The organism is Pseudomonas oryzihabitans (genome assembly GCF_006384975.1).
GTDB lineage: Bacteria > Pseudomonadota > Gammaproteobacteria > Pseudomonadales > Pseudomonadaceae > Chryseomonas > Chryseomonas psychrotolerans_B.
Map to the genome: position 1 here is coordinate 4584979 of NZ_CP021645.1, position 19123 is coordinate 4604101.

Genomic DNA, 19123 nt, shown 5'->3' on the forward strand with positions numbered 1-19123 from the left:
CCCGAGCGGCGCTTTACAGGCTTGGCTTCTGTGCATAACTGTATATATAGACAGTTATTTGCAGGAGCACCTTGTCATGCCCGTTACCGTCCTGGGTCCGCTGGCGTCCTCGGCGACCCAGTTGCCGCTCTATGAGTTTCGTCTGCCGTGCGGCTTCCCTTCGCCGGCCCAGGATCATCTGGAACGCCAGGTCTCGCTGGACGAATTGGTCGACCTGCGCGCGCCCCACACCTATGTCATCCAGGTCAGCGGCGACAGCATGACCGGTGTGGGCATCTTTCCCGGTGACCTGGTCATCGTCGACCGGGCGCGTCCGGCGCGGGTAGGGGACATCGTGGTAGCGGTGCGCGACCGCGAGCCCACCCTCAAGCGCCTGGGTCGGCGCGGCGCGCATTTCGTCTTGCTGGCGGAGAATCCGGCCTATGCGCCCCTGATCATCGGCGAGCGCGACGACTTCGAGGTCTGGGGCGTGGCGACCCATGGCCTGCGGCGCTTCGGCCATGGCTGAGTCGATGCTGGCGCTGATCGACTGCAACGCCTTCTATTGCAGCTGCGAACGGGTCTTCCGCCCCGATCTCGCCGAACGGGCGGTGGTGGTGCTCTCCAACAACGACGGTTGCGTGATCGCCCGTTCGCCCGAGGCCAAGTGCCTGGGCATCGCCATGGCCGCGCCCTGGTTCCAGGTGCGGGAATTGGCGCAACAGGGCCAGGTGACGGCCTTCAGCTCCAACTATGCCCTCTATGGCGACCTCAGCGACCGGGTGATGCGCACCCTGGCCACCCTGGTGCCACGGCTGGAGCGCTACAGCATCGACGAGGTGTTCGCCGATCTGAGCGGCTTGCGCGAACCGCTGGACGCCCTCGCTCATCGTTTGCAGGCGCGGGTGCAGAAGTGGACGGGCATCCCGGTCAGCGTCGGCATCGCCGGGACCAAGACCCTGGCCAAGCTGGCCAATGCCGCGGCCAAGCGCTGGCCCGAGCGGACCGGCGGGGTGCTCGATCTGCGCGAGCCGGCGGTGCGGGACTGGGTGCTCAAGCATTCGCCCATCGAAGACGTCTGGGGGGTTGGCCGGCGCCTGGCGGCGCGACTGCGGGTGGATGGCGTGACCACGGCCTGGGAGCTGGCGCAGCAGGATGCCTGGTCGCTCCGCCAGCGCTACAGCGTGGTGCTGGAAAAGACCGCCCGGGAGCTGCGCGGCCTGGCTTGCCTGAGTCTGGAAGAGACGGAAGCGCCGCGCCAGACGATCTGCAGCAGCCGCATGTTCGGCCGGCGGCAATACCAGTTCGGTGCCCTGGCCGAGGCGGTGGCCAGCTACACCGCCCGCGCCGCGGAAAAGCTGCGCGCCCAGGGGTCGCTGTGCCGGGCGCTGAGGGTCAGCATCCAGACCGGCATGCACGGCGCCGACGAGGGGCGTTACGCCAACGCCGCCTTGCTCAATCTGCCCGCGCCCAGCGATGACACCCGGGTGCTCAACGATTACGCCCAGTCCGGCTTGCGCGAGATCTTTCGCGATGGCTTCGGCTATGCCAAGGCGGAAGTCCTGCTGCTCGATCTCTGCCCGCGCCAGGCGCTGGCGGCGGATCTCTTCACCGCCATCCCGGACCCCGCCGCGACCCGGCTGATGGCGACCCTGGACGCCATCAACGGCAAGTTCGGCCGCGAGACCCTGAGACCCGCGCGCATCCCTCGCGACCCCGCCTGGCAGATGCGCCGCGATCTGCTCAGCCCGCGCTATACCACCCGGCTGGACGAACTCTGGACGGTGCGGTGAGCCTTATCTGTCGGGTGGTCAGGCCGCCCGCCGCCGCTGCCAGGCATAGCCCACGCCCAGCAGCAGGAACCACAGCGGACTGGCCAGTAGCGCCTGGCGGGTGTCCTCCTGCAGGGTCAGCAGCACCAGCACCGCGGCAAAGAAGGCCAGCACGGCGTAGCACACCCAGCGCCCACCGGGCAGGCGGAAGGTCGAGGCGGCATGGCGCTCCGGACGGTTACGGCGGTAGGCCAGCCAAGCCAGCAGGATCAGTGACCAGACGAACATGAACAGCACCGCTGCCAGGGTGGTGACCAGGGTGAAGGCGGTGACCAGGTTGGGGATCAGATAGATCAGCAGCGTACCCAGCAGCAGGCACAGGCAGGACAGCAGCAGTCCGCGCGCCGGCACCGCTGCCCGCGACAGGCGGGTGAGGCCGCGCGGCGCATGGCCTTCGCGGGCCAGGCCATAAAGCATCCGGCTGGTCGAGAAGATGCCGCTGTTGGCCGAGGAGGTGGCCGAGGTCAGCACCACGAAATTGATCAGGCTGGCCGCCATGGGTACGCCGGCCAGCACGAAGAGTTCGACGAAGGGACTCTTGTCCGGCACCACCTGGCGCCAAGGCGTGACCGCCATGATCACCACCAGCGCCAGTACGTAGAACACCAGGATGCGCAGCGGAATGGAGTTGATGGCACGCGGCAGGTTGCGCTGTGGATCGGCGGTTTCGGCGGCGGTGGTACCGACCAGCTCGATACCGACGAAGGCGAACACCGCGATCTGGAAGCCGGCGAAGAAACCGCCCAGGCCCATGGGAAAGAAGCCGCCGTCGTTCCACAGATTGGCCAGGCTCGCGACGTTGCCGGAGGGCGATTGGAAACCCCAGAGCATCAGGCCGAAGCCGGTGACGATCAGGGCGCAGATGGCGACGATCTTGATCAGCGCGAACCAGAATTCCAGTTCGCCGAACAGGCGTACCGTCACCAGGTTGAGCCCCAGCAGGAGCAGCACGCAGAGCAGCGCCGGTATCCAGGGCGCCAGGCCCGGCAGCCAGAACTGGGCATAGGCGGCGATGGCGATGACATCGGCGATGGCGGTGACGATCCAGCAGAACCAGTAGGTCCAGCCGCAGAAGAAACCGGCCCAGGGTCCGAGCAGGTCGCTGCAGAAATCGATGAAGGACTTGTATTCCAGATTCGACAGCAGCAGCTCGCCCAGGGCGCGCATGACGAAGAACAGCGCGCTGCCGATGATCAGGTAGACCAGCAGGATCGAGGGCCCGGCCAGGGCGATGGTCTTGCCCGAGCCCATGAACAGACCGGTGCCGATGGCGCCGCCGATGGCGATCAGTTGCAGGTGACGGTTGGACAGGCTGCGTTGCAGCCCCTCGGGCGGAGTGGGTGACGCGGACATGACGAGCGGATACCTGGCAGAAACAGCGGGCGCCCACGGTAAGAGATGTACGCTCGGGGTGCCAGCCGTTTTGCCCGGACAGCATGCCGCAGGCCCGGCCGCCCCTCGTGAGCGAGTCGGCACCGTCGGTCGCGTGCAGGTCTGGTGGGTGGCCCCGTGCCTGTCTATCATGGGTGTCCGGTCCATTGCTGAGGATCCGGGCAGCCATGCGGTCCAGCAGCGCCTCTGCCAGTGAGTCCTCCCTTGTCCTACTTCGAAACCTTCGCCTGGGAAATCACCCCGCTGGGCGCTCGCGACACCTGGTCTGCGGCGCTGGCAACCACCTACGAGTTGCTGATGGCGTCGCCCTTCGCCATGTGCGCCACCTGGGGGCCCGAGCAAACGCTGATCTACAACGCCGCCTATGCACCCTTTCTCGGCGCACGGCATCCCCAGGCGCTGGGCCAGCCGATCCACGAAGTCTGGGCCGAACTGTGGGACGAGATCGCCCCCCTCATCGAGCGGGCCCGCGCCGGCGAAGCGCTGCAGTTCGTCGACAAGCACTTCGTCATGACCCGCCATGGCTATGCGGAAGACACCTACTGGAGCTTTTCCTACAGCCCCCTGCGTGACGGCACTAACGCCGTCGGCATGCTCAACATCTCCACCGAGACCACCGCCAGTGTCCTCGCCCATCGCCAGCGCGACGTGGCGGAGGCCGCCTTGCGGCGGCACAACCTCAGCCTCGAACAGGAACTTTCCGCACGCATCGACGAACGCGACAGCGCCCGCGCCGCCGAGAGCAGCGTGCTAGCGGCTGCCGAGCGGGTGCAACTGGCCCTGGCCGCGGGTGCCATCATCGGCACCTGGTACTGGGATTTGCCCACCGACAGATTCACCGTCGACGACGCCTTCGCCGTCAATTTCGGCCTCGATCCGGCGCTCGGGCGCGATGGCCTGAGCCTGGCGCAGGTGGTGGCCACCGTCCATCCGGACGACCAGACGGGGCTGGCCGCCGCCATCGCCGAGGTGATCGGCCGCGGCGGGCGCTATGCCCACCAGTACCGCGTGCGCCGTCGCGACGGCCGCTACTACTGGCTGGAAGCCAACGGCCACGTCGAGCTGGCGCCGGATGGCACCCCGTTGCGCTTTCCCGGCGTGCTGCTGGACGTGGATGCCCGGCGTGCCCTGACCGACGAGCGCGACCGCGCCCTGGCCGATCTGCGCGAACTCACCGCGACCCTGGAACAGCGCGTGGTGGAGCGCACCGAGGAACTCCGGCGTTCGGAAGAGGCGTTGCGCCAGGCGCAGAAAATGGAGGCCGTGGGCCAGCTCACCGGTGGCCTGGCCCACGATTTCAACAACCTGCTGGCGGGGATCGCCGGCAGTCTCGACCTCATGAGCCTGCGCATCGGCCAGGGGCGTTTCACCGAACTGGAGAAATACCTGCTGGCCGCCCAGGGCAGTGCCAAGCGGGCGGCGGCCCTGACCCATCGGCTGCTGGCCTTCGCCCGCCGCCAGACCCTGGCGCCGGAGCCTACCGACGTCAACCAACTGGTGGGCGGCATGCTCGATCTGGTGCAGCGCACCGCGGGGCCGGCCATCCAGGTGCAGTTCATCAGCCTGCCGGATAACCAGCCGCTGCTGGTGGACCAGTCCCAGCTGGAGAATGCGCTGCTCAATCTGTGCATCAACGCGCGTGATGCCATGCCCACGGGCGGTCGCATCCTGATCGAGGCCAGCTATCACCAGGTGGATACCCAGAACGTACCCAGGTACGAATTGGCGCCGGGCCGCTACCTGCACCTGAAGGTGACCGACACCGGCAGTGGCATGACCCCGGAGGTGGCTGCCAAGGCCTGCGAGCCCTTCTTCACCACCAAGCCGATGGGGCAGGGCACGGGGCTGGGACTGTCGATGATCTACGGCTTCGCCCGCCAGTCTGGCGGCCAGCTGCGGTTGCGCTCGGTCCCCGGCGAAGGCACCACGGTCTGCCTCTACCTGCCGATCCGCCTGGCGGAAGGGTTGCAGCCGGTGCCCGTGCCGGGGGGCGTCATCGGCGCCCTGGAGGGCACTAACGCCACCATCCTCGTGGTCGACGACGAACCCACGGTACGCATGCTGGTGACCGACCTGCTGCGCGAACTGGGCTACGTCATCATCGAGGCCGCCGACGGCGCCGCTGGCCTGGAAGTGCTGCAGTCCGATGCCCGCATCGACCTGCTGGTCACCGACGTCGGCCTACCCGGCGGCATGAACGGCCGCCAACTCGCCGATGCCGCCCGCGTCCACCGCCCGGCGCTCAAGGTGCTCTTCATTACCGGCTTCGCCGAAACCTCGCTGCTCAGCGACGACCACCTGGAGACCGGCATGGCCGTGCTGACCAAGCCCTTCGCGGTGGAGGCGCTGGCAACGCGGGTGAAGGGGTTGGTGGAGGGGTAGGACGAGTCTGGCCGCGGATCGGCACGCTAGCCACAGGCAGTCGACCGTGAGGCCAGCCCCGCGCCGCCAGGTGATTCGGCGGCTGCACCGAGCATCACTCGCCGATCTGCTCAACGAAGCGGCGCAGAATGCCGGTTGCCTCAGGCGTGGGGCCAAGCTCCAGACAGAGGCGCTCCAAGTCAAAGCCTTCTTCGATGAACAGCGTTCGCCGCCGCAGCAGGCAGGCTTTCATCAGGGCGGGAGTGAACTCGGGGTGAAATTGCACGGACAGGGCCGTGGGACTGTAGCGGATTATCTGGTGGGGATCGTGGTCGGTACCACCGAGTACCGTCGCGCCGGCGGGAGGAAGCAGCACGCTCTGCTCATGCGTCAGATAGGCGGGGAAACGGGACGCCGCTCGTGCAAGCAGCGGATCCTCGGCAGCATCAGCATTCAAGCAAACCAGACGCTGCCCGATTTCGCGGCCATCCGGATGGTAGTCCACCACGCCACCCAGGGCATCCGCCATCAATTGATGGCCGTAGCAGATACCCAGCAGAGGTAGTTCCAGCGCCATCGCCAGCCTGATCCAGGCGCCGATCCGTTCGCTCCAGGGCTCACGCTCGGTCACCATGCTCCAGGAGCCCGTGATCACCGCAGCTGCTATAGACGAAGGTAACGGCGGCGGCTGCTCCTCGACGTTGTAGACCGCGACCGGTCGCTGCAACTCGCCCAGGGCGGCCAGGATCCAGTCGGACTGCTCCTGATGGACCTGCCGGATATCGGCAGGTGGTTTACCCATCTGGAAGATGGCAAGAGGTTTGGGTGGCATGAGGCTCAGAACCCTGGATTCAACTGCTGAAAGCGACGGTCAGCTTGGCACGCTCGTCCACCGCCAGTGAAAAGACATCAGGCCGAGCATAATGCCCCACCACATCGAAGTCATAACGCGCACGAATCAACTCGCTGGTATCGATTTGCGCCACCAGCAGGCCTTCCTGATCCCTTAGCGGACCGGCCAGCACCTCGCCCAGTGGGCCCACGATGAGGCTGTTGCCGCGAATCAGCGGGCGGTCTGCCTCCCAATGGGGCACCTCGATACCCAGGGCCTGGGGCGAGGGCTGGACCTGACAGGCGCTCACCAGAAACATCCGACCTTCATGGGCGATATGGCGCATGGACGCCTGCCAGACATCGCGCTCATCGACCGTGGGCGCACACCACACCTCGACGCCCTTGGCATACATGGCCGTGCGCAACAGCGGCATGTGATTTTCCCAGCAGATTGCCGCGCCCAGCTTGCCGACCGGAGAGTCGACCACTGGCAGGGTCGAGCCGTCACCCTGCCCCCAGATCAGGCGTTCGCTACCGGTAGGCATCAGTTTGCGATGCTTGGCCGTCAGGCCTGCGTCGGGAGAAAAGAACAGGGCAGTGCAGAAAAGACTGCTGCCCGCGCGTTCTATTACACCTATCACCAGATGAGCGCCGGTGCGTTGAGCGAGTTCGGCGAGGGCGTCGGTTTCCGGACCGGGCACGTCGATGGCGTTGGCATGATAGCGCTCATAGGTCTCACGCCCTTCGGGGAGGCGATAACCCAGGTAGGTCCCGAAGTTCTCGCCTTTTGGATAGCCTCCCAGAATCGCCTCGGGCATCACCACCAACTGGGCGTTCGCCGCCTTGATCTCCGCTTCGTAGGCCAGAATCGCGGCGAGAGTCTGGGCTTTGCCTTCGGGGCGGGAACCGATTTGTAGGGCTGCGACGATGGACAGGGTCATGGAAGGTATCTCTTCGGCAAGGACTTGTGAGGCCGATGCTCGCAGCGCTAGTGTTATCAATCAAATAGCCTGGATTCCATCTGATATGAGCAGGATTGATGTCGTAGAGCTGGATCTCAATCTGTTCAAGGTATTCGAGGCGCTGTATGAGGAGGGCGGTGCAGGACGGGCTGCCCTTCGGCTAGGGGTCACCCAGTCGGCAATCAGCGCCTCTCTGGCACGCCTGCGCAGAGTCTATGGGGATCACCTGTTCGAGCGAACCGGGCGTGGACTACGACCAACTGCCAAGAGTCAGGAGCTGCGACCGGTGATCGCCGCTGCCCTCGAAAAATGTCGCCAGAGCCTGCAGCTGATCAGTGATCAGCATGCCACCTTCAGTGGGCGAACTCTGACCCTCGGTTTGTCGGACGACTATGAGATCGCTCTGGGCCGATCGCTCATCGACATCGCCAGGACGCAGGCACCCGGCCTGCGGCTCATCTTCAAACAGACGAACAGCCTGCTCTCCGGTGACGCCCTGCTGGGCCGACAGATCGACGTGGCTCTGACCGCCGGAACCGGTACCTCCAGAATTTTGGGCAGGAAGGTGTTGGCGTCAGGCGGCTACTCCTGTTTGACGGCGCGGATGGACGCTGGCCAGACCCTACCCCTGACCTTGGAGGATTACCTGCAGCGCCGGCATCTGCTGGTCTCCTCCAGCGGTTTTGTCGGTGTCGTCGACGAGGCTCTGGCTGAGCTGGGCGCATCGCGCGTGGTAGAAGCCGCCACCACACATTTTGCGGCCTTGCCTCATCTATTGTCGGGCAGCGACTGCATCGCGACGCTACCGACCCACGCCGCTCTGGCACTGGCCCGCGTTGCCCCGGTCCACTGCCAGCCTTGTCCCCTGGTGCTGCCTCGCTACTCCGTCGAGCTCGGCTGGCGTATGGACGGCGCCCGAGATCCGGTCATCCAGAGGATGCTCGCCTTGATCGAACAGGTCGTGGCGAAGGGCCAAGAGTCGGGACTGGTATCGTACGGAACCTGAACGGCCTGAGAGGGTGTTGACAGAAGGGCTGGCAGTCAACGCTGAGGCCATCTCGCAAGAGAGACGGCAAGGTGGCGGTCTGAAGCGCCGCCTTGGTCTTTCGGCCGCTGCGATGGGGGCGCATGAGAGCTGGATTGCGCAGGACGAGCAAGAATTCGCCCCAGGCACTATCGTCACCTACGCGAGCCCAACATCAATCAGGCGATTTACGGCCTACCTGATTGGCTCGCGGCCATGCAGTCTGTAGTGGTCAAGTTTTGGCTGATCGCCTGCGGACCCGTGAAACTCAATTCGTGATCGAACCCTACGTACGCTTTAAGGGGCAGGTCGGCGAGCAGGCCACCATGTTCCTCTTCGACCCGTGCGGCAACGCACTGGAGTTTAAGGCGTTCAAGGACATGAGTCTGCTGTTCGCCAAGTGAAACTTAACGCTTATTTTCCTGATAGGTCAGTTGAAGGCTGAATCGGATATGCTGCTGAGTGGACGTATTGCAATGGGCTTACCAGCAGCCAGTTTACAGCGCTGGTTTGCGGAGCAATGTTTGCTGACTTGAACTGGGCTTGATCCTTCTCGCGCTCACTGTAGCGCTGTGTTGAAACCCTCAGTTAAACACTGCCACTCACCTGTGGCGCTCTGCGCCATGCAGGCTTTCCTTCTCTCCCGCCCGCCCTCTACTCGCCTGTTTTACCTCGCGCTCTAGCCCATTGCTGTTCCGCTGCTATGTGGCTGTCACACCATGGCGGCTCGTGCCTCCGCAGTCCTGCCAAGGGACACATCTCGGTCTTTACAACTAAGTCCCTCCATCACCAATTGGCTTGGGCGAATGCCGTGTGATTGGCTGCTAAACCATGAGTCGAGGGGCGTGGCAGGTCAATTAATATGAAAAAAAGAGATGTAAAGGTATAAATAAATATCGCTAAAACTCCATTTTTATTGCCATTACCATCGGCTCAAACAAGAGTGACTGGATGGGCAAGTTCAAGTACCACCCTAATCCCGAGCGGTCGTTGGTATCGTGAGTCTTAGCGGCATCATGGTTCACAGCGTCCTCGGAAAATCTTGTGATTTCTCTGCCAAAAATGGCTTTGTTACTGAAGCTGCCCCTACAACAGCACACAAGAGAAAGAGCATGACTCATCAATCGAGCATTGCTAGTCGCCATACCGAGGCCAGTATCGCCAATCGGCTGGATCGGCTTCCCGTAGGTCGTTTTCATTACCGGCTTATCTTCATGATCGGTGCCGGTCTGTTTCTGGATTCGTTCGAACTCGCCCTGGCAGGCAGTGTTCTAGGCGCGCTGCTGGCGGAGCAGTGGAGCACGTCGCAGCTCAATGCATGGTTCATCTCGGCTACTTTCATGGGATTCATCGTCGGAGCATGGGCTTCAGGTGTGCTTGGTGATCGAATTGGCCGTCGATACTGCTATCAGATCAACCTGGCCATCTTTGGTCTGGCCTCCATCGCTGCAGTTTTCGCCCCCAACATGTATGTGCTGATTGCCCTGCGCTTCATCATGGGGATCGGTCTGGGTGGTGAGTTGGTGCTGGGCTTTGCCACGTTGAGCGAATTCGTGCCGCCTCACAAACGAGGCCGTTTGGTCGCCTTCCTCTCGTTCATCGCCCAGTCGGCGCTGTTCGTTGCTGGTGTATGCGCCCTGTGGGTGATTCCGAACCTGGGTTGGCGTTGGATGTTTGGCATTGCCGGTGTGGCTGCCATCATCATTTGGGCGATGCGTAAGAGCATGCCAGAGTCGCCTCGCTGGCTGGCGTCCAAAGGTCGCTACGAGGAGGCAGATGCCATCGTTTCGGCTGCAGAAAAGGCAATGAATGTCGAACCCCCGGTCGAGCAAGTACAGCCGCAGAAAACCGAGACGCCGCCATTGCAGGCCACCATTGGTGATCTATTCCAGAAAGGCCAGCGTTCCAAGATGGTTGTCGGCATCGCCATCATGATCACCATTCAGGTCTGTCTGTACGGCCTGGTCAGTTGGTTGCCCTCGTTCTTTGTTCAGCAGGGGCTGGGAATCGTGAAGTCGCTGCAGTGGAACATGATCATGAGCTTCGGTGGCCCGGTTGGTGGTTTGATCGCGCTAGCACTGGTCGACCGTGTAGGGCGCAAACCCTTGCTAGTCTGCGCAGCGTTGTGTGCGGCCTTGCTCGCCGGTATCTACGTCACCCTAGCCGAGGAGACTGCGCTGATCGCGGTTGGCTTCTTGCTGATCAGTTCGATCTACACCATTGTCGTGGTTGGTCAGGCTATCTATGTCTCTGAGCTGTTCCCGACCCGGTTGCGCATGCGTGGCACCGGTACCTGCAGCGCCATCGCACGTCTGTTCGCAACCATGATTCCCTTTGCCATTCCGGCGCTGTTCGCGTTGGGCGGGATCAAGCTGGTCATCGGCATCGTCGGTGTAGTGCTGCTGGTGTTCTCCCTGATCATTCTGTTCCTCGGTCAAGAAACCCGAAAGCAGTCGCTCGAAACCATCAGCAACTAAATCTCCATAAGAACGAGCGCAAGCCAATGGCTTGCGCCTTGGACAGGCTCGGCCTGGACAAAACCTATTGACTCTCTGCCTAGATCAATAAAAGACGTTCGGGGATCGCATCTATGCACAAGTTCAACTCATACAGAGCGGTTGCAACGCTCTCCGCATTGACCGCTGCGGCACTGGGCACGCCTTCCTGGGCCTTTGCTGATTTCCTCGCTGACAGCAAGGCCAGTCTCGAAGCTCGCAATCTGTATTTCAACCGCGACTTTCGCCAGCCGGGCGGCAGCTCCGCCAGTGGGCAAAGCAAGGCCGAAGAATGGGGCCAGGGGTTCATCCTGCGCAGCGAGTCCGGCTATACCGAAGGCTCCATCGGTGTCGGCGTCGATGCCATCGGCATGTTTGGCATGAAACTGGACTCCAGCCATGACCGTGCAGGAACTGCGCTGTTTCCCACTGGCAGCGATGGCAACTCTCAGGACAATTATTCCAAGCTGGGCGTAACGGCCAAGGCCAAGGCGTCCAACACAACGCTGAAAGTCGGCGCGCTGATCTTCCGCAATCAGATGCTGTTGTCGCCTGACGGTCGCTTGCTGCCGCAGATGTTTCGCGGTGCGATGATCGAGTCCAATGAAATTCAGGGTTTGAGTCTGCAGGCGGCACGAATCAAGGACGCCATGCCGGCGCAGTCCGGGCATTGGGACAAGATGAGCGCCAACCGAATTGGCGGTCAGGGCGATGCCTACAGCTTTTATGGCGGCGACTACGCGCTCGACAAACAGAGCACTCTCGGCTTGCACTATGGTGAGCTTGAGGATGTATTTCAGCAGGTCGTAGTCAATGCCAGCAGAACCTTTATGCTGGGCGACGCCAGCTCGTTGAAGGCCGATGTGCGTTATGCGCAGAGTCAGGAAGACGGCAACTTCCGTGATATCGACAACAAGGCATTCGGGGCGATGCTGACTTATCGTCTGGGCGCGCAGGCATTTGGGTTGGGCTACCAGAAGATGCGTGGCGACGATCCTTATCCATACGTGGCCAATAGCGATCCTTATCTGGTCAACTTCATTCAGATCAGTGACTTCGCCAACGTCAATGAGCGCTCCTGGCAGGCCCGTTATGATCTGGACTTCGCCACTCTTGGCGTTCCAGGGCTGAGTTTCATGACCCGCTACGTGAGCGGTGATCAGGTACAGCTGGCCGCTGGCGGTACAGGCAAGGAGTGGGAGCGTAACACCGACATCACCTACGCCTTCCAGAGTGGCCCACTGAAGAACCTTTCGCTGCGCTGGAGGAATGCCACCGTGCGTTCGTCTTTCGGCAACGATCTGGATGAGAATCGCCTGATCGTTCAGTACATGATTCCGCTGCTCTGACAGTACCGGCTCCAGGCCTAACGCAGGGCTGGAGCTTCGGCGGCTTGCGGGCGGCGCTTAGAACAGCCCTGCTGTTCATCGAACCATACCGCCTGGCAGCATCCATTCAAGGTAACAAGGTGTTCGACCAGGCTCTTTCTGGCGGGCAACGAGAAGAAACATGAATACTCCGCAGTTTCATCGCATGGGCACTCGGGCGATTCTCGTCGAGTCACAACAGCCGCAGGCCGACGTACGAACCCAGCAGGTCTATTGGGCCTTCGATCAGCTAGCTGCAGGTCTGTTTGGCCTGGTCGAATCGGTACCCGGCATGAACAACCTGCTGTTGATCTTTGAGGCCATGGAATACCGTGAAAACGCATTGGCAGATTTGCACCACTATTGGGGCCTGAGCATTGAGCAGAGCAGCGCCCGCGATGCTCGGCAGGTCACTGTCGGCGTCCTATATGGCGGCGCGCACGGGAAGGATCTGCCGACCCTCGCCGAACGCGCGCAGTTGTCAGTCGATGAGTTTGTTATGCGTCACGCCGCTGCCGAGTACACGGTGTTCTGCCTGGGGGCTCACCCAGGCTTTGCATATTTGGGCGGCTTGCATGAATCCCTGTATGCGCCTCGACAGAGCGCTCCACGGCCTCAAGTCTCGGCTGGCAGCGTCGCAATCGGTGGCAGTCAGACTGGGGTCATTGCTGCCAACATGCCCAGCGGCTGGAACCTGATCGGCGCAACGGACACGGTATTTTTCGACCACCGCAACGAACCGCCTGCGTTGCTTGCACCAGGTGACAGGGTTTGCTTCGAAGTACGAGGGATCGAAGCATGATCGAAATCATCAAATGCATGCCGGGCTGTACCGTGCAGGATGCCGGACGTTTTGGCTACCGCCGTCTCGGGGTTGGCAGTGCAGGGGCGATGGATGGGCTGGCACTGGCCGCCGGCAATATTCTGTTGGGTAACGACGCGCACGCTGCCGCGCTTGAGATCATCTTCTTCCCCCTGGAAATCCGCTTTCAGGAGGATTGCACATTTTCCGTTACCGGTGCCGGTCAGGCTGTGCTCGATGGCCAGGCGCTTCCAAGCTGGTGGAAAGGCACAGCCAGAGGTGGGCAGCTCCTGCGCCTGGAAAGCGCCGGCGGTGGTGGCATCGGCTACCTGTGTCTGGCAGGTGGTATAGCGGTCGAGAGCGTACTCAAATCTGCCAGTACCGACCTCAAGGGGGTGTTCGGTGGTCTGCAAGGACGCATGCTGAAAGTGGGCGATGTACTCGCCGTGCATCCTCGGACTGTTTCTGTCTATGCCGGCGATTTTGGTGCTGTGCCCTACGAGAGTGGGCAAGGTGCCTTGCGGGTGTTGCCTGGTTTCGAGTTCGCCGCGTTGCCTGAGGCGATGCAGGAACAGATGTTCAGCAGCAACTGGCAGATATCGCGACAAAGCAACCGCATAGGCTTTCAACTGGAAGGGCCACGAATGAAATTCGACGTGCCGGTCGAGCTGCTTTCCTACGGGGTTCTGCCGGGGCTCATCCAGCTTCCACCCAGCGGTCAGCCGGTAGTCATGCTTGCCGATGCCCAGACCTGTGGTGGCTATCCACGACTTGGCACGCTGATCGACAGCGATCTGCGGTGGCTCGCGCAGTCGGCGCCGGGCTCAAGTATCCAGTTACGAATATGCACCCTGGAAGAGGCCGCTGAAGCCGAGGCCAGTGAGCGCCAATACTTGGCCCGCCTGAGCCGCATGCGTGAGGTCGTCTGCCCATGAACTTCAGTGAAATACGCGAGATCTGCCAGTGCTTTGCCAAGAGTCAACTGAGTGAGATCGAGTACCGCGATAGCCATTCGAGCCTGCGCCTGCTACAGGACGCAGCGGCCAAGCCGGTAGCGAGCTCACCGGTTTCCGTGACGCCAGTTATGGCTTTGCCGACAGTGTCGACGGCGATGCTGATCAAGAGTCCGCAAGTGGGCCATTTCCTGGTCGCTCACCCGAGCAAGGCTACGGCCTGTGCCGGGGCTGGCAGCTTGGTGCGTAAGGGCGACATCGTTGCCTTTCTTCAAGTTGGGCCGCTACTTTTTCCGGTCAGATCGGATGTCGACGGCACCATCGATAGCATTCTCGTAGAGCCCCAGACGCTCGTTGAATACGCGACGCCTCTGTTTAGCCTTTCACCAGTTCGGAGTCTTTAAATGAAAACCATCGATCTTAACTCCGACATGGGCGAAAGCTTCGGCCCATACACCATGGGTGACGACGCTGCTCTGCTGGAGATCGTAACCTCGGCCAACGTCGCCTGCGGTTTTCATGCCGGTGATCCCCTGGTTATGCGCGACACCGTCACCAAGGCAATCAGCGAGCAGGTGGATATCGGCGCGCATCCGGGTTTCATGGACTTATGGGGGTTCGGGCGTCGGCAGATTCCTGGCCAGCGCCCCGAGGACGTCGAGCAGATCATCGCCTACCAGATCGGCGCGCTACAGGCCGTGGCCAGGATGCACGGCGCACGGGTCACCCACTTCAAGGCCCATGGTGCATTGGGCAACATGGCGGCGGTCGATGAGGATCTTTCCATGGCCATCGTCAATGCCGTAAAGGGCGTCGCGCCCGAACTGATCTTCGTGATTCCCCCCTACAGTCTGACCGAGCGAGTCGCTGAGCGGGCAGGACTCAAGGTAGCCAGGGAGATCTTCGCCGACCGCGCTTACGATGACAGCGGCTACCTTCTTTCCCGAAAGCTGCCTGGTGCGGTGATCCATGATCCAGATATCGCAGCGCAGCGGGTTGTGGATATGGTTGAGAGCAACACTATCACCACGGTCAGCGGCAAGAAGCTACCTGTGCTAATCGACAGCATCTGCGTGCATGGCGATTCTGCCGAGTCGGTTGCGATGGCTGCTAGGGTCAAGGCTGAGCTGCAAAGCAACGGCTGGCAGTTAGAGCCCCTGAGCCGCCGTCAGGCATTCGCCTAAGGGCGCCATAAGGCCCGTTAATCAGTGGCGGTTTAGTTGCTGGTCGTACTGCATGTCTTTCTCGCCAAGCCCGGTCTTTCCGGGCTTTTTCGTTATTGATCGCTTCTACGCCAGTAGTGCGAGCGGGCCATTCGTCCCTATTAGGTGGCTTGCCGCAAGGCGCTGATGAGGCACTGGATAGACAATTGAAGCATCGCTAAAAGTGTTCTTTTAACTTAATTAAATATCGCTAAAAAAGATTTATATCTCTTCCTATGATTGCGGCAAGTCCCACAATAAAACTGACCCCATAGGTATCCAAATGAGCTTGCCAGGCCAACGTATTTTCCCCGCAGCGCAACCGGCATCAAACGACGTGATCCAGGCACTGCAGAGCGTCGTGACTCCCCACCTTAGCGACAACATGGCTCGCCACATCGGCATCAAGGGCCTGAAGCGCTACAACACCACCGGAAAGCTGGTCGGTACGGCACTGACAGTTAAGACTCGTCCAGGTGACAACCTGTTCATCTATAAGGCGCTGCCCCTGATTCAGCCTGGCCATGTGCTGGTGATCGACGCTCAGGGCGACACCAACAACGCAGTGATTGGCGAGCTGATCAAGCTGTATGCGCAAAGTCGTGGCTGTGTAGGTTTCATCGTCGACGGTGCTATTCGTGACGTTGCCAGTTTTACGGATGTGCCTTGCTACGCGCGTGATGTGATCCATTGCGGCCCTTACAAATCGGGCCCTGGCGAAATCAACGTGCCGGTCAGCATTGGCGGTCAGATCATTGAGCCTGGTGACATCATCGTTGCCGATGAAGACGGCGTGGTGAGTTTTCCCCAGGCTCATGCCGAGGAGTTGTTGCGCCTTGCTACACGCCATGCCGCCATCGAAGAGGACGTCAAGGCGGAAATCGCCAGTGGCGCCAAATCTCAAAGCTGGCTCGACAAGTATCTCTAACGCCCCGATAGCTGACTTTCAGCGGACAGGAAATCTCATGCTTCTCTCGCATCGCCTGAATCAGATCAAACCTTCGCCAAGCATTGCCGCCAATGCCTTGGTGACCGAGCTGCGCAAACAGGGCCGGGATATCGTCAACTTCACCATCGGCGAACCCGACCTAGATACTCCAGCGCATATCGTCGAGGCGGCGATCGTTGCCCTGCGTGCCGGTGATACTCATTACACTGCCGCTGCTGGGACGCTGGAAGTGCGTCAGGCCGTTGCCGAGAAGCTTCAGCGTGACAATCACCTCGATTACGGCCTTGATGAAATCGTGGTAGGTGTTGGTGGCAAGCACATCATCTATCATGCGTTCGCCGCCACGCTCAATGCCGGTGACGAAGTCATCGTGCACGCCCCGTACTGGGTGTCCTACCCAGACATCGCCGTGCTCAACGAAGGCGTGCCAGTACTCATCGAGGGTAATGAAGCCAACGGCTTCAAACTGAGTCCAGAAGATCTGGCCAAGGCGATTACCGATCGCACCAAGTGGGTAGTGCTCAATTCGCCGAATAACCCCAGTGGCGCGGTCTACAGTGAGGAAGAACTGCTCGGTTTGGCCGAGGTTCTGCGCCAGAACCCTCACGTGCTGGTTCTCTCTGACGAGATCTACGAGCACTTCGTTTTCGGTAAGAAGCGCCACCTGTCGCTGCTCAACGTTGCCCCTGATCTCAGGGCTCAGACTCTGGTGCTCAATGGTGCGTCCAAAGGCTATGCGATGACCGGTTGGCGCATTGGCTTCGCGGCTGGCCCCAAGACGCTGATCGCGGGTATCACCAAGCTGCTGTCGCAGACGACCACCTGCCCGGCCTCGGTAAGCCAAGCCGCTGCAGTCGCGGCTTTCGCGGGCGATCAGATGCCCGTAATGAAGATGCGCGACATCTATGATACGCGCCGCCAAGTGATGCTCGGCTGGTTGAGTGAGATTACTGAACTGACCTGCGTTGCGCCGGATGGCGCGTTCTATGTTTTCCCCAACGTCTCGGGGCTGCTTGGCAAGCGCACTCCGGATGGCCAGAAGATCGCTTCGGACAATGATGTGGTGACGTACCTGCTCAATGAGGGCGGTGTCGCTACCGTCAGTGGCAGTGCCTACGGCATGTCGCCGTACATTCGCCTGTCGTTCGCCACTAGTTCGGACACGATCAACGAGGGTATGCGCCGTCTCAAGCAGGCCATTGAGCAGTTGCGCTGATCAAACCAGTGTAATGCTCCCCTGATTGCTATGAGCTGCCGGGCTAATTGGCCCGCAGCTCACGCAATGTCTTTCGCAACCTCCTTTCTCTACCGGCCTCAGGCCGGTTTTTTATGCGCCGAAACCACGCCAACCTGCAGGCAGGCATCTCAAAGGCTTGTCGGCCTTGTGTGAGAGGATTAGCGTGCTTGGAATCTTCGCTTTTCTTCATTTAAGGCTGTGCAAATGATCACTTTCAAGCAACTCGAAGCGCTCCATTGGATCGTCGAGCTGGGCAGCTTCGAGGCTGCCTCGATCAAACTGAACATGTCGCAATCGGCGATTTCTAAGCGTGTTCATGAAATGGAAGAAGCCTTTGACATCCAGATCTTCGACCGTACCAAGCGTAGTGCCCGTCTGACCGAGAAGGGCGCGGAGCTCCTAGAGTATTCGGCTGACCTGTTGCGCCAACGAGATTTCCTCCTTGAGCGGATCAGCTCTCAACATGTGCTGGTGCGCCGCTTTCGTCTGGGGGTGACTGAGTTGACGGCGCTTACATGGCTACCGGCACTAGCCGAGAGCATCCGTGAGGCGTATCCGCGTCTGGTTCTGGAGCCGTCGGTGGAGTTGAGTACCGAGCTGTTCAAGAAGCTGGAGGCGGATCAGCTTGATCTGATTATCGTGCCTGACATCTTCGAAGATGCGCGCTTCGTTTCCACTCCGTTGAAAAGTGTAGAGAACGCCTGGATGTGCGCCCCCCATCTGCATCAGGGCGACACCGTGGTGCCACTTGCCGACCTTTCTGAGTTCACTGTGCTCACTCAAGGGGGCAGCTCGGGAACTGGTCTGATCTATGAACGCTGGTTTGCTCAGCACAGCGTCTCGATCACGCGCACGTTGATCAGTAATTCGCTGGTTGCCCAGCTTGGCTTCACCCTGTCAGGGTTAGGCGTGAGTTACCTGCCTAAGGCCTGTATGGCTCCCTTGTTAAATCAGAATCAACTTAGGGTCATCGAAACTAGGCCGCGACTTCCTCATGTTCGTTACGCGGCGGTGTATCGCAACGACCGCGTTCTTGGTTTAACGATCGAGATCGCCAAGCTGGCCACTGAGTGCTGCGATTTCAATCGCATGCTGTTGCAAGGTTGATCGGGGAGCCGCGATGTAGGCAGCCTGAATTGGTGCCTTAACTCATGAATAAAACTATTGATTTAGATGCTAAAAATATCGCTAAAAATACTGTTCAGGGCTTCTAGAATGGCTCCACTACCACGCCTCGCAAAGGCGTCAGCCATCTAATCAATGCACAAGAGGCCCGTGCGGTGGATATTCGCAAAGTCAAAAAACTGATCGAGCTGCTGGAAGAGTCGAGCATCGACGAATTGGAAATCCGTGAAGGTGAAGAGTCCGTGCGTCTGCGTCGCAGAGGCGTAAAACTGCAGCCGCTACCGGCCCCTATCGATCACTCTCTACCTGCTACCGCCCGCGACATCGTCGCCGCGTCGCTGCCAGTGGAGGCGCCAGTCAATGCGCCAGTTGGCAACCTGGTACTTTCACCAATGGTCGGCACCTTCTACCGTTCCTCATCGCCTTCTGCAGCGTCGTTCGTCGCAGAGGGGCAAAGCGTCAAGAAAGGCGACATCCTTTGCATCGTTGAAGCGATGAAGATGATGAACCACATTGAGGCCGAAGCCAGTGGAGTGATCAGCAAGGTACTGGTCGCCGACGGCGAGCCCGTCGAGCACGGTCAGCCGTTGTTTGCACTGGCTTGAGTAG

Annotated in this window: 16 protein-coding genes and 4 pseudogenes; 17 read left to right on the top strand and 3 right to left on the bottom strand. The window is 60.8% G+C overall.

Annotation, left to right across the window (positions count from 1 at the left end; translation table 11 throughout):
• The first annotated feature begins 76 nt into the window (after positions 1 to 76).
• Positions 77 to 508 (top strand): LexA family protein, encoded by a 432-nt coding sequence (locus CCZ28_RS20625; RefSeq protein WP_140220649.1) that lies wholly within the window; start codon positions 77 to 79, stop codon positions 506 to 508.
• Positions 501 to 1772: a Y-family DNA polymerase gene (locus CCZ28_RS20630; protein ID WP_140220650.1), complete on the top strand. Its 1272-nt coding sequence runs from the start codon at positions 501 to 503 to the stop codon at positions 1770 to 1772. Before CCZ28_RS20625 ends, CCZ28_RS20630 begins: the two co-directional genes overlap by 8 nt.
• Before the next feature lie 18 nt (positions 1773 to 1790).
• On the opposite strand, the gene cycA is transcribed toward CCZ28_RS20630, so the two are convergent.
• The gene (gene cycA / locus CCZ28_RS20635) at positions 1791 to 3164 is read right to left on the bottom strand and encodes a D-serine/D-alanine/glycine transporter (RefSeq protein WP_140220651.1); all 1374 of its coding nucleotides are present in this window, start codon (positions 3162 to 3164) and stop codon (positions 1791 to 1793) included.
• A 354-nt stretch (positions 3165 to 3518) separates the two neighbouring features.
• Here cycA and CCZ28_RS24775 point away from each other — a divergent pair.
• Positions 3519 to 3815, top strand: a pseudogene (locus CCZ28_RS24775) (PAS domain-containing protein); the annotation flags it as partial.
• Between the two features lie 72 nt (positions 3816 to 3887).
• Positions 3888 to 5585, top strand: a pseudogene (locus tag CCZ28_RS20640) (ATP-binding protein); the annotation flags it as partial.
• Positions 5586 to 5679: 94 nt separating this feature from the next.
• Here CCZ28_RS20640 and CCZ28_RS20645 read toward each other — a convergent pair.
• Together CCZ28_RS20645 and CCZ28_RS20650 are read right to left on the bottom strand one after the other, a co-directional pair.
• Positions 5680 to 6396, bottom strand: a complete 717-nt coding sequence (locus tag CCZ28_RS20645) for a glutamine amidotransferase (RefSeq protein ID WP_140220653.1) — start codon at positions 6394 to 6396, stop codon at positions 5680 to 5682.
• A 19-nt stretch (positions 6397 to 6415) separates the two neighbouring features.
• Positions 6416 to 7339, bottom strand: a complete 924-nt coding sequence (locus CCZ28_RS20650) for a carbon-nitrogen hydrolase family protein (RefSeq protein ID WP_140220654.1) — start codon at positions 7337 to 7339, stop codon at positions 6416 to 6418.
• An 85-nt stretch (positions 7340 to 7424) separates the two neighbouring features.
• On the opposite strand from CCZ28_RS20650, the gene CCZ28_RS20655 reads away from it, so the two are divergent.
• From CCZ28_RS20655 to accB, 13 genes and pseudogenes are all read left to right on the top strand, one after another.
• On the top strand, positions 7425 to 8366 hold the full coding sequence (locus CCZ28_RS20655) for a LysR family transcriptional regulator (protein WP_140220655.1): 942 nt from the start codon (positions 7425 to 7427) through the stop codon (positions 8364 to 8366).
• 139 nt (positions 8367 to 8505) lie between these two features.
• Positions 8506 to 8618 (top strand): annotated as a pseudogene (locus tag CCZ28_RS24780) (phage portal protein); the annotation flags it as partial.
• A gap of 5 nt (positions 8619 to 8623) precedes the next feature.
• Positions 8624 to 8788 (top strand): annotated as a pseudogene (locus CCZ28_RS20665) (glyoxalase superfamily); the annotation flags it as partial.
• A 708-nt stretch (positions 8789 to 9496) separates the two neighbouring features.
• Positions 9497 to 10861 (top strand): MFS transporter, encoded by a 1365-nt coding sequence (locus CCZ28_RS20670; RefSeq protein WP_167509266.1) that lies wholly within the window; start codon positions 9497 to 9499, stop codon positions 10859 to 10861.
• A gap of 113 nt (positions 10862 to 10974) precedes the next feature.
• Positions 10975 to 12228, top strand: coding sequence for an OprD family porin (locus CCZ28_RS20675; RefSeq protein WP_140220658.1), 1254 nt, complete (start codon positions 10975 to 10977; stop codon positions 12226 to 12228).
• 160 nt (positions 12229 to 12388) lie between these two features.
• Complete coding sequence (gene pxpB / locus CCZ28_RS20680) at positions 12389 to 13048, top strand: 5-oxoprolinase subunit PxpB (RefSeq protein ID WP_140220659.1); 660 nt, start codon at positions 12389 to 12391, stop codon at positions 13046 to 13048.
• The gene (locus CCZ28_RS20685; protein ID WP_140220660.1) at positions 13045 to 13983 is read left to right on the top strand and encodes a biotin-dependent carboxyltransferase family protein; all 939 of its coding nucleotides are present in this window, start codon (positions 13045 to 13047) and stop codon (positions 13981 to 13983) included. Before pxpB ends, CCZ28_RS20685 begins: the two co-directional genes overlap by 4 nt.
• Positions 13980 to 14405, top strand: a complete 426-nt coding sequence (locus CCZ28_RS20690) for an acetyl-CoA carboxylase biotin carboxyl carrier protein (protein WP_140220661.1) — start codon at positions 13980 to 13982, stop codon at positions 14403 to 14405. The genes CCZ28_RS20685 and CCZ28_RS20690 overlap by 4 nt, the downstream gene beginning before the upstream one ends.
• Positions 14406 to 15185: a LamB/YcsF family protein gene (locus tag CCZ28_RS20695; RefSeq protein WP_140220662.1), complete on the top strand. Its 780-nt coding sequence runs from the start codon at positions 14406 to 14408 to the stop codon at positions 15183 to 15185. It abuts the gene before it with no gap.
• 301 nt (positions 15186 to 15486) lie between these two features.
• Positions 15487 to 16131, top strand: a complete 645-nt coding sequence (locus CCZ28_RS20700; RefSeq protein ID WP_140220663.1) for an RraA family protein — start codon at positions 15487 to 15489, stop codon at positions 16129 to 16131.
• A gap of 37 nt (positions 16132 to 16168) precedes the next feature.
• A complete protein-coding gene (locus CCZ28_RS20705) occupies positions 16169 to 17368 on the top strand; it encodes a pyridoxal phosphate-dependent aminotransferase (RefSeq protein WP_140220664.1) in 1200 nt (399 codons plus the stop codon).
• A 225-nt stretch (positions 17369 to 17593) separates the two neighbouring features.
• Positions 17594 to 18496: a LysR family transcriptional regulator gene (locus CCZ28_RS20710; protein WP_140220665.1), complete on the top strand. Its 903-nt coding sequence runs from the start codon at positions 17594 to 17596 to the stop codon at positions 18494 to 18496.
• Between the two features lie 173 nt (positions 18497 to 18669).
• Positions 18670 to 19119 (top strand): acetyl-CoA carboxylase biotin carboxyl carrier protein, encoded by a 450-nt coding sequence (accB, locus tag CCZ28_RS20715; protein ID WP_140220666.1) that lies wholly within the window; start codon positions 18670 to 18672, stop codon positions 19117 to 19119.
• Positions 19120 to 19123 lie beyond the last annotated feature (4 nt).

What these genes read in the sequence shown, in the direction of transcription:
- CCZ28_RS20700 (WP_140220663.1), top strand. Translation starts at nt 15,487, where the DNA reads ATGAGCTTGCCAGGCCAACGTATTTTCCCCGCAGCGCAACCGGCATCA.
- CCZ28_RS20690 (WP_140220661.1), top strand. Translation starts at nt 13,980, where the DNA reads ATGAACTTCAGTGAAATACGCGAGATCTGCCAGTGCTTTGCCAAGAGT.
- CCZ28_RS20685 (WP_140220660.1), top strand. Translation starts at nt 13,045, where the DNA reads ATGATCGAAATCATCAAATGCATGCCGGGCTGTACCGTGCAGGATGCC.
- CCZ28_RS20630 (WP_140220650.1), top strand. Translation starts at nt 501, where the DNA reads ATGGCTGAGTCGATGCTGGCGCTGATCGACTGCAACGCCTTCTATTGC.
- CCZ28_RS20695 (WP_140220662.1), top strand. Translation starts at nt 14,406, where the DNA reads ATGAAAACCATCGATCTTAACTCCGACATGGGCGAAAGCTTCGGCCCA.
- CCZ28_RS20655 (WP_140220655.1), top strand. Translation starts at nt 7,425, where the DNA reads ATGAGCAGGATTGATGTCGTAGAGCTGGATCTCAATCTGTTCAAGGTA.
- cycA (WP_140220651.1), bottom strand. Translation starts at nt 3,164, where the DNA reads ATGTCCGCGTCACCCACTCCGCCCGAGGGGCTGCAACGCAGCCTGTCC.
- CCZ28_RS20670 (WP_167509266.1), top strand. Translation starts at nt 9,497, where the DNA reads ATGACTCATCAATCGAGCATTGCTAGTCGCCATACCGAGGCCAGTATC.
- CCZ28_RS20645 (WP_140220653.1), bottom strand. Translation starts at nt 6,396, where the DNA reads ATGCCACCCAAACCTCTTGCCATCTTCCAGATGGGTAAACCACCTGCC.
- CCZ28_RS20675 (WP_140220658.1), top strand. Translation starts at nt 10,975, where the DNA reads ATGCACAAGTTCAACTCATACAGAGCGGTTGCAACGCTCTCCGCATTG.
- pxpB (WP_140220659.1), top strand. Translation starts at nt 12,389, where the DNA reads ATGAATACTCCGCAGTTTCATCGCATGGGCACTCGGGCGATTCTCGTC.
- CCZ28_RS20625 (WP_140220649.1), top strand. Translation starts at nt 77, where the DNA reads ATGCCCGTTACCGTCCTGGGTCCGCTGGCGTCCTCGGCGACCCAGTTG.
- CCZ28_RS20650 (WP_140220654.1), bottom strand. Translation starts at nt 7,339, where the DNA reads ATGACCCTGTCCATCGTCGCAGCCCTACAAATCGGTTCCCGCCCCGAA.
- CCZ28_RS20705 (WP_140220664.1), top strand. Translation starts at nt 16,169, where the DNA reads ATGCTTCTCTCGCATCGCCTGAATCAGATCAAACCTTCGCCAAGCATT.
- CCZ28_RS20710 (WP_140220665.1), top strand. Translation starts at nt 17,594, where the DNA reads ATGATCACTTTCAAGCAACTCGAAGCGCTCCATTGGATCGTCGAGCTG.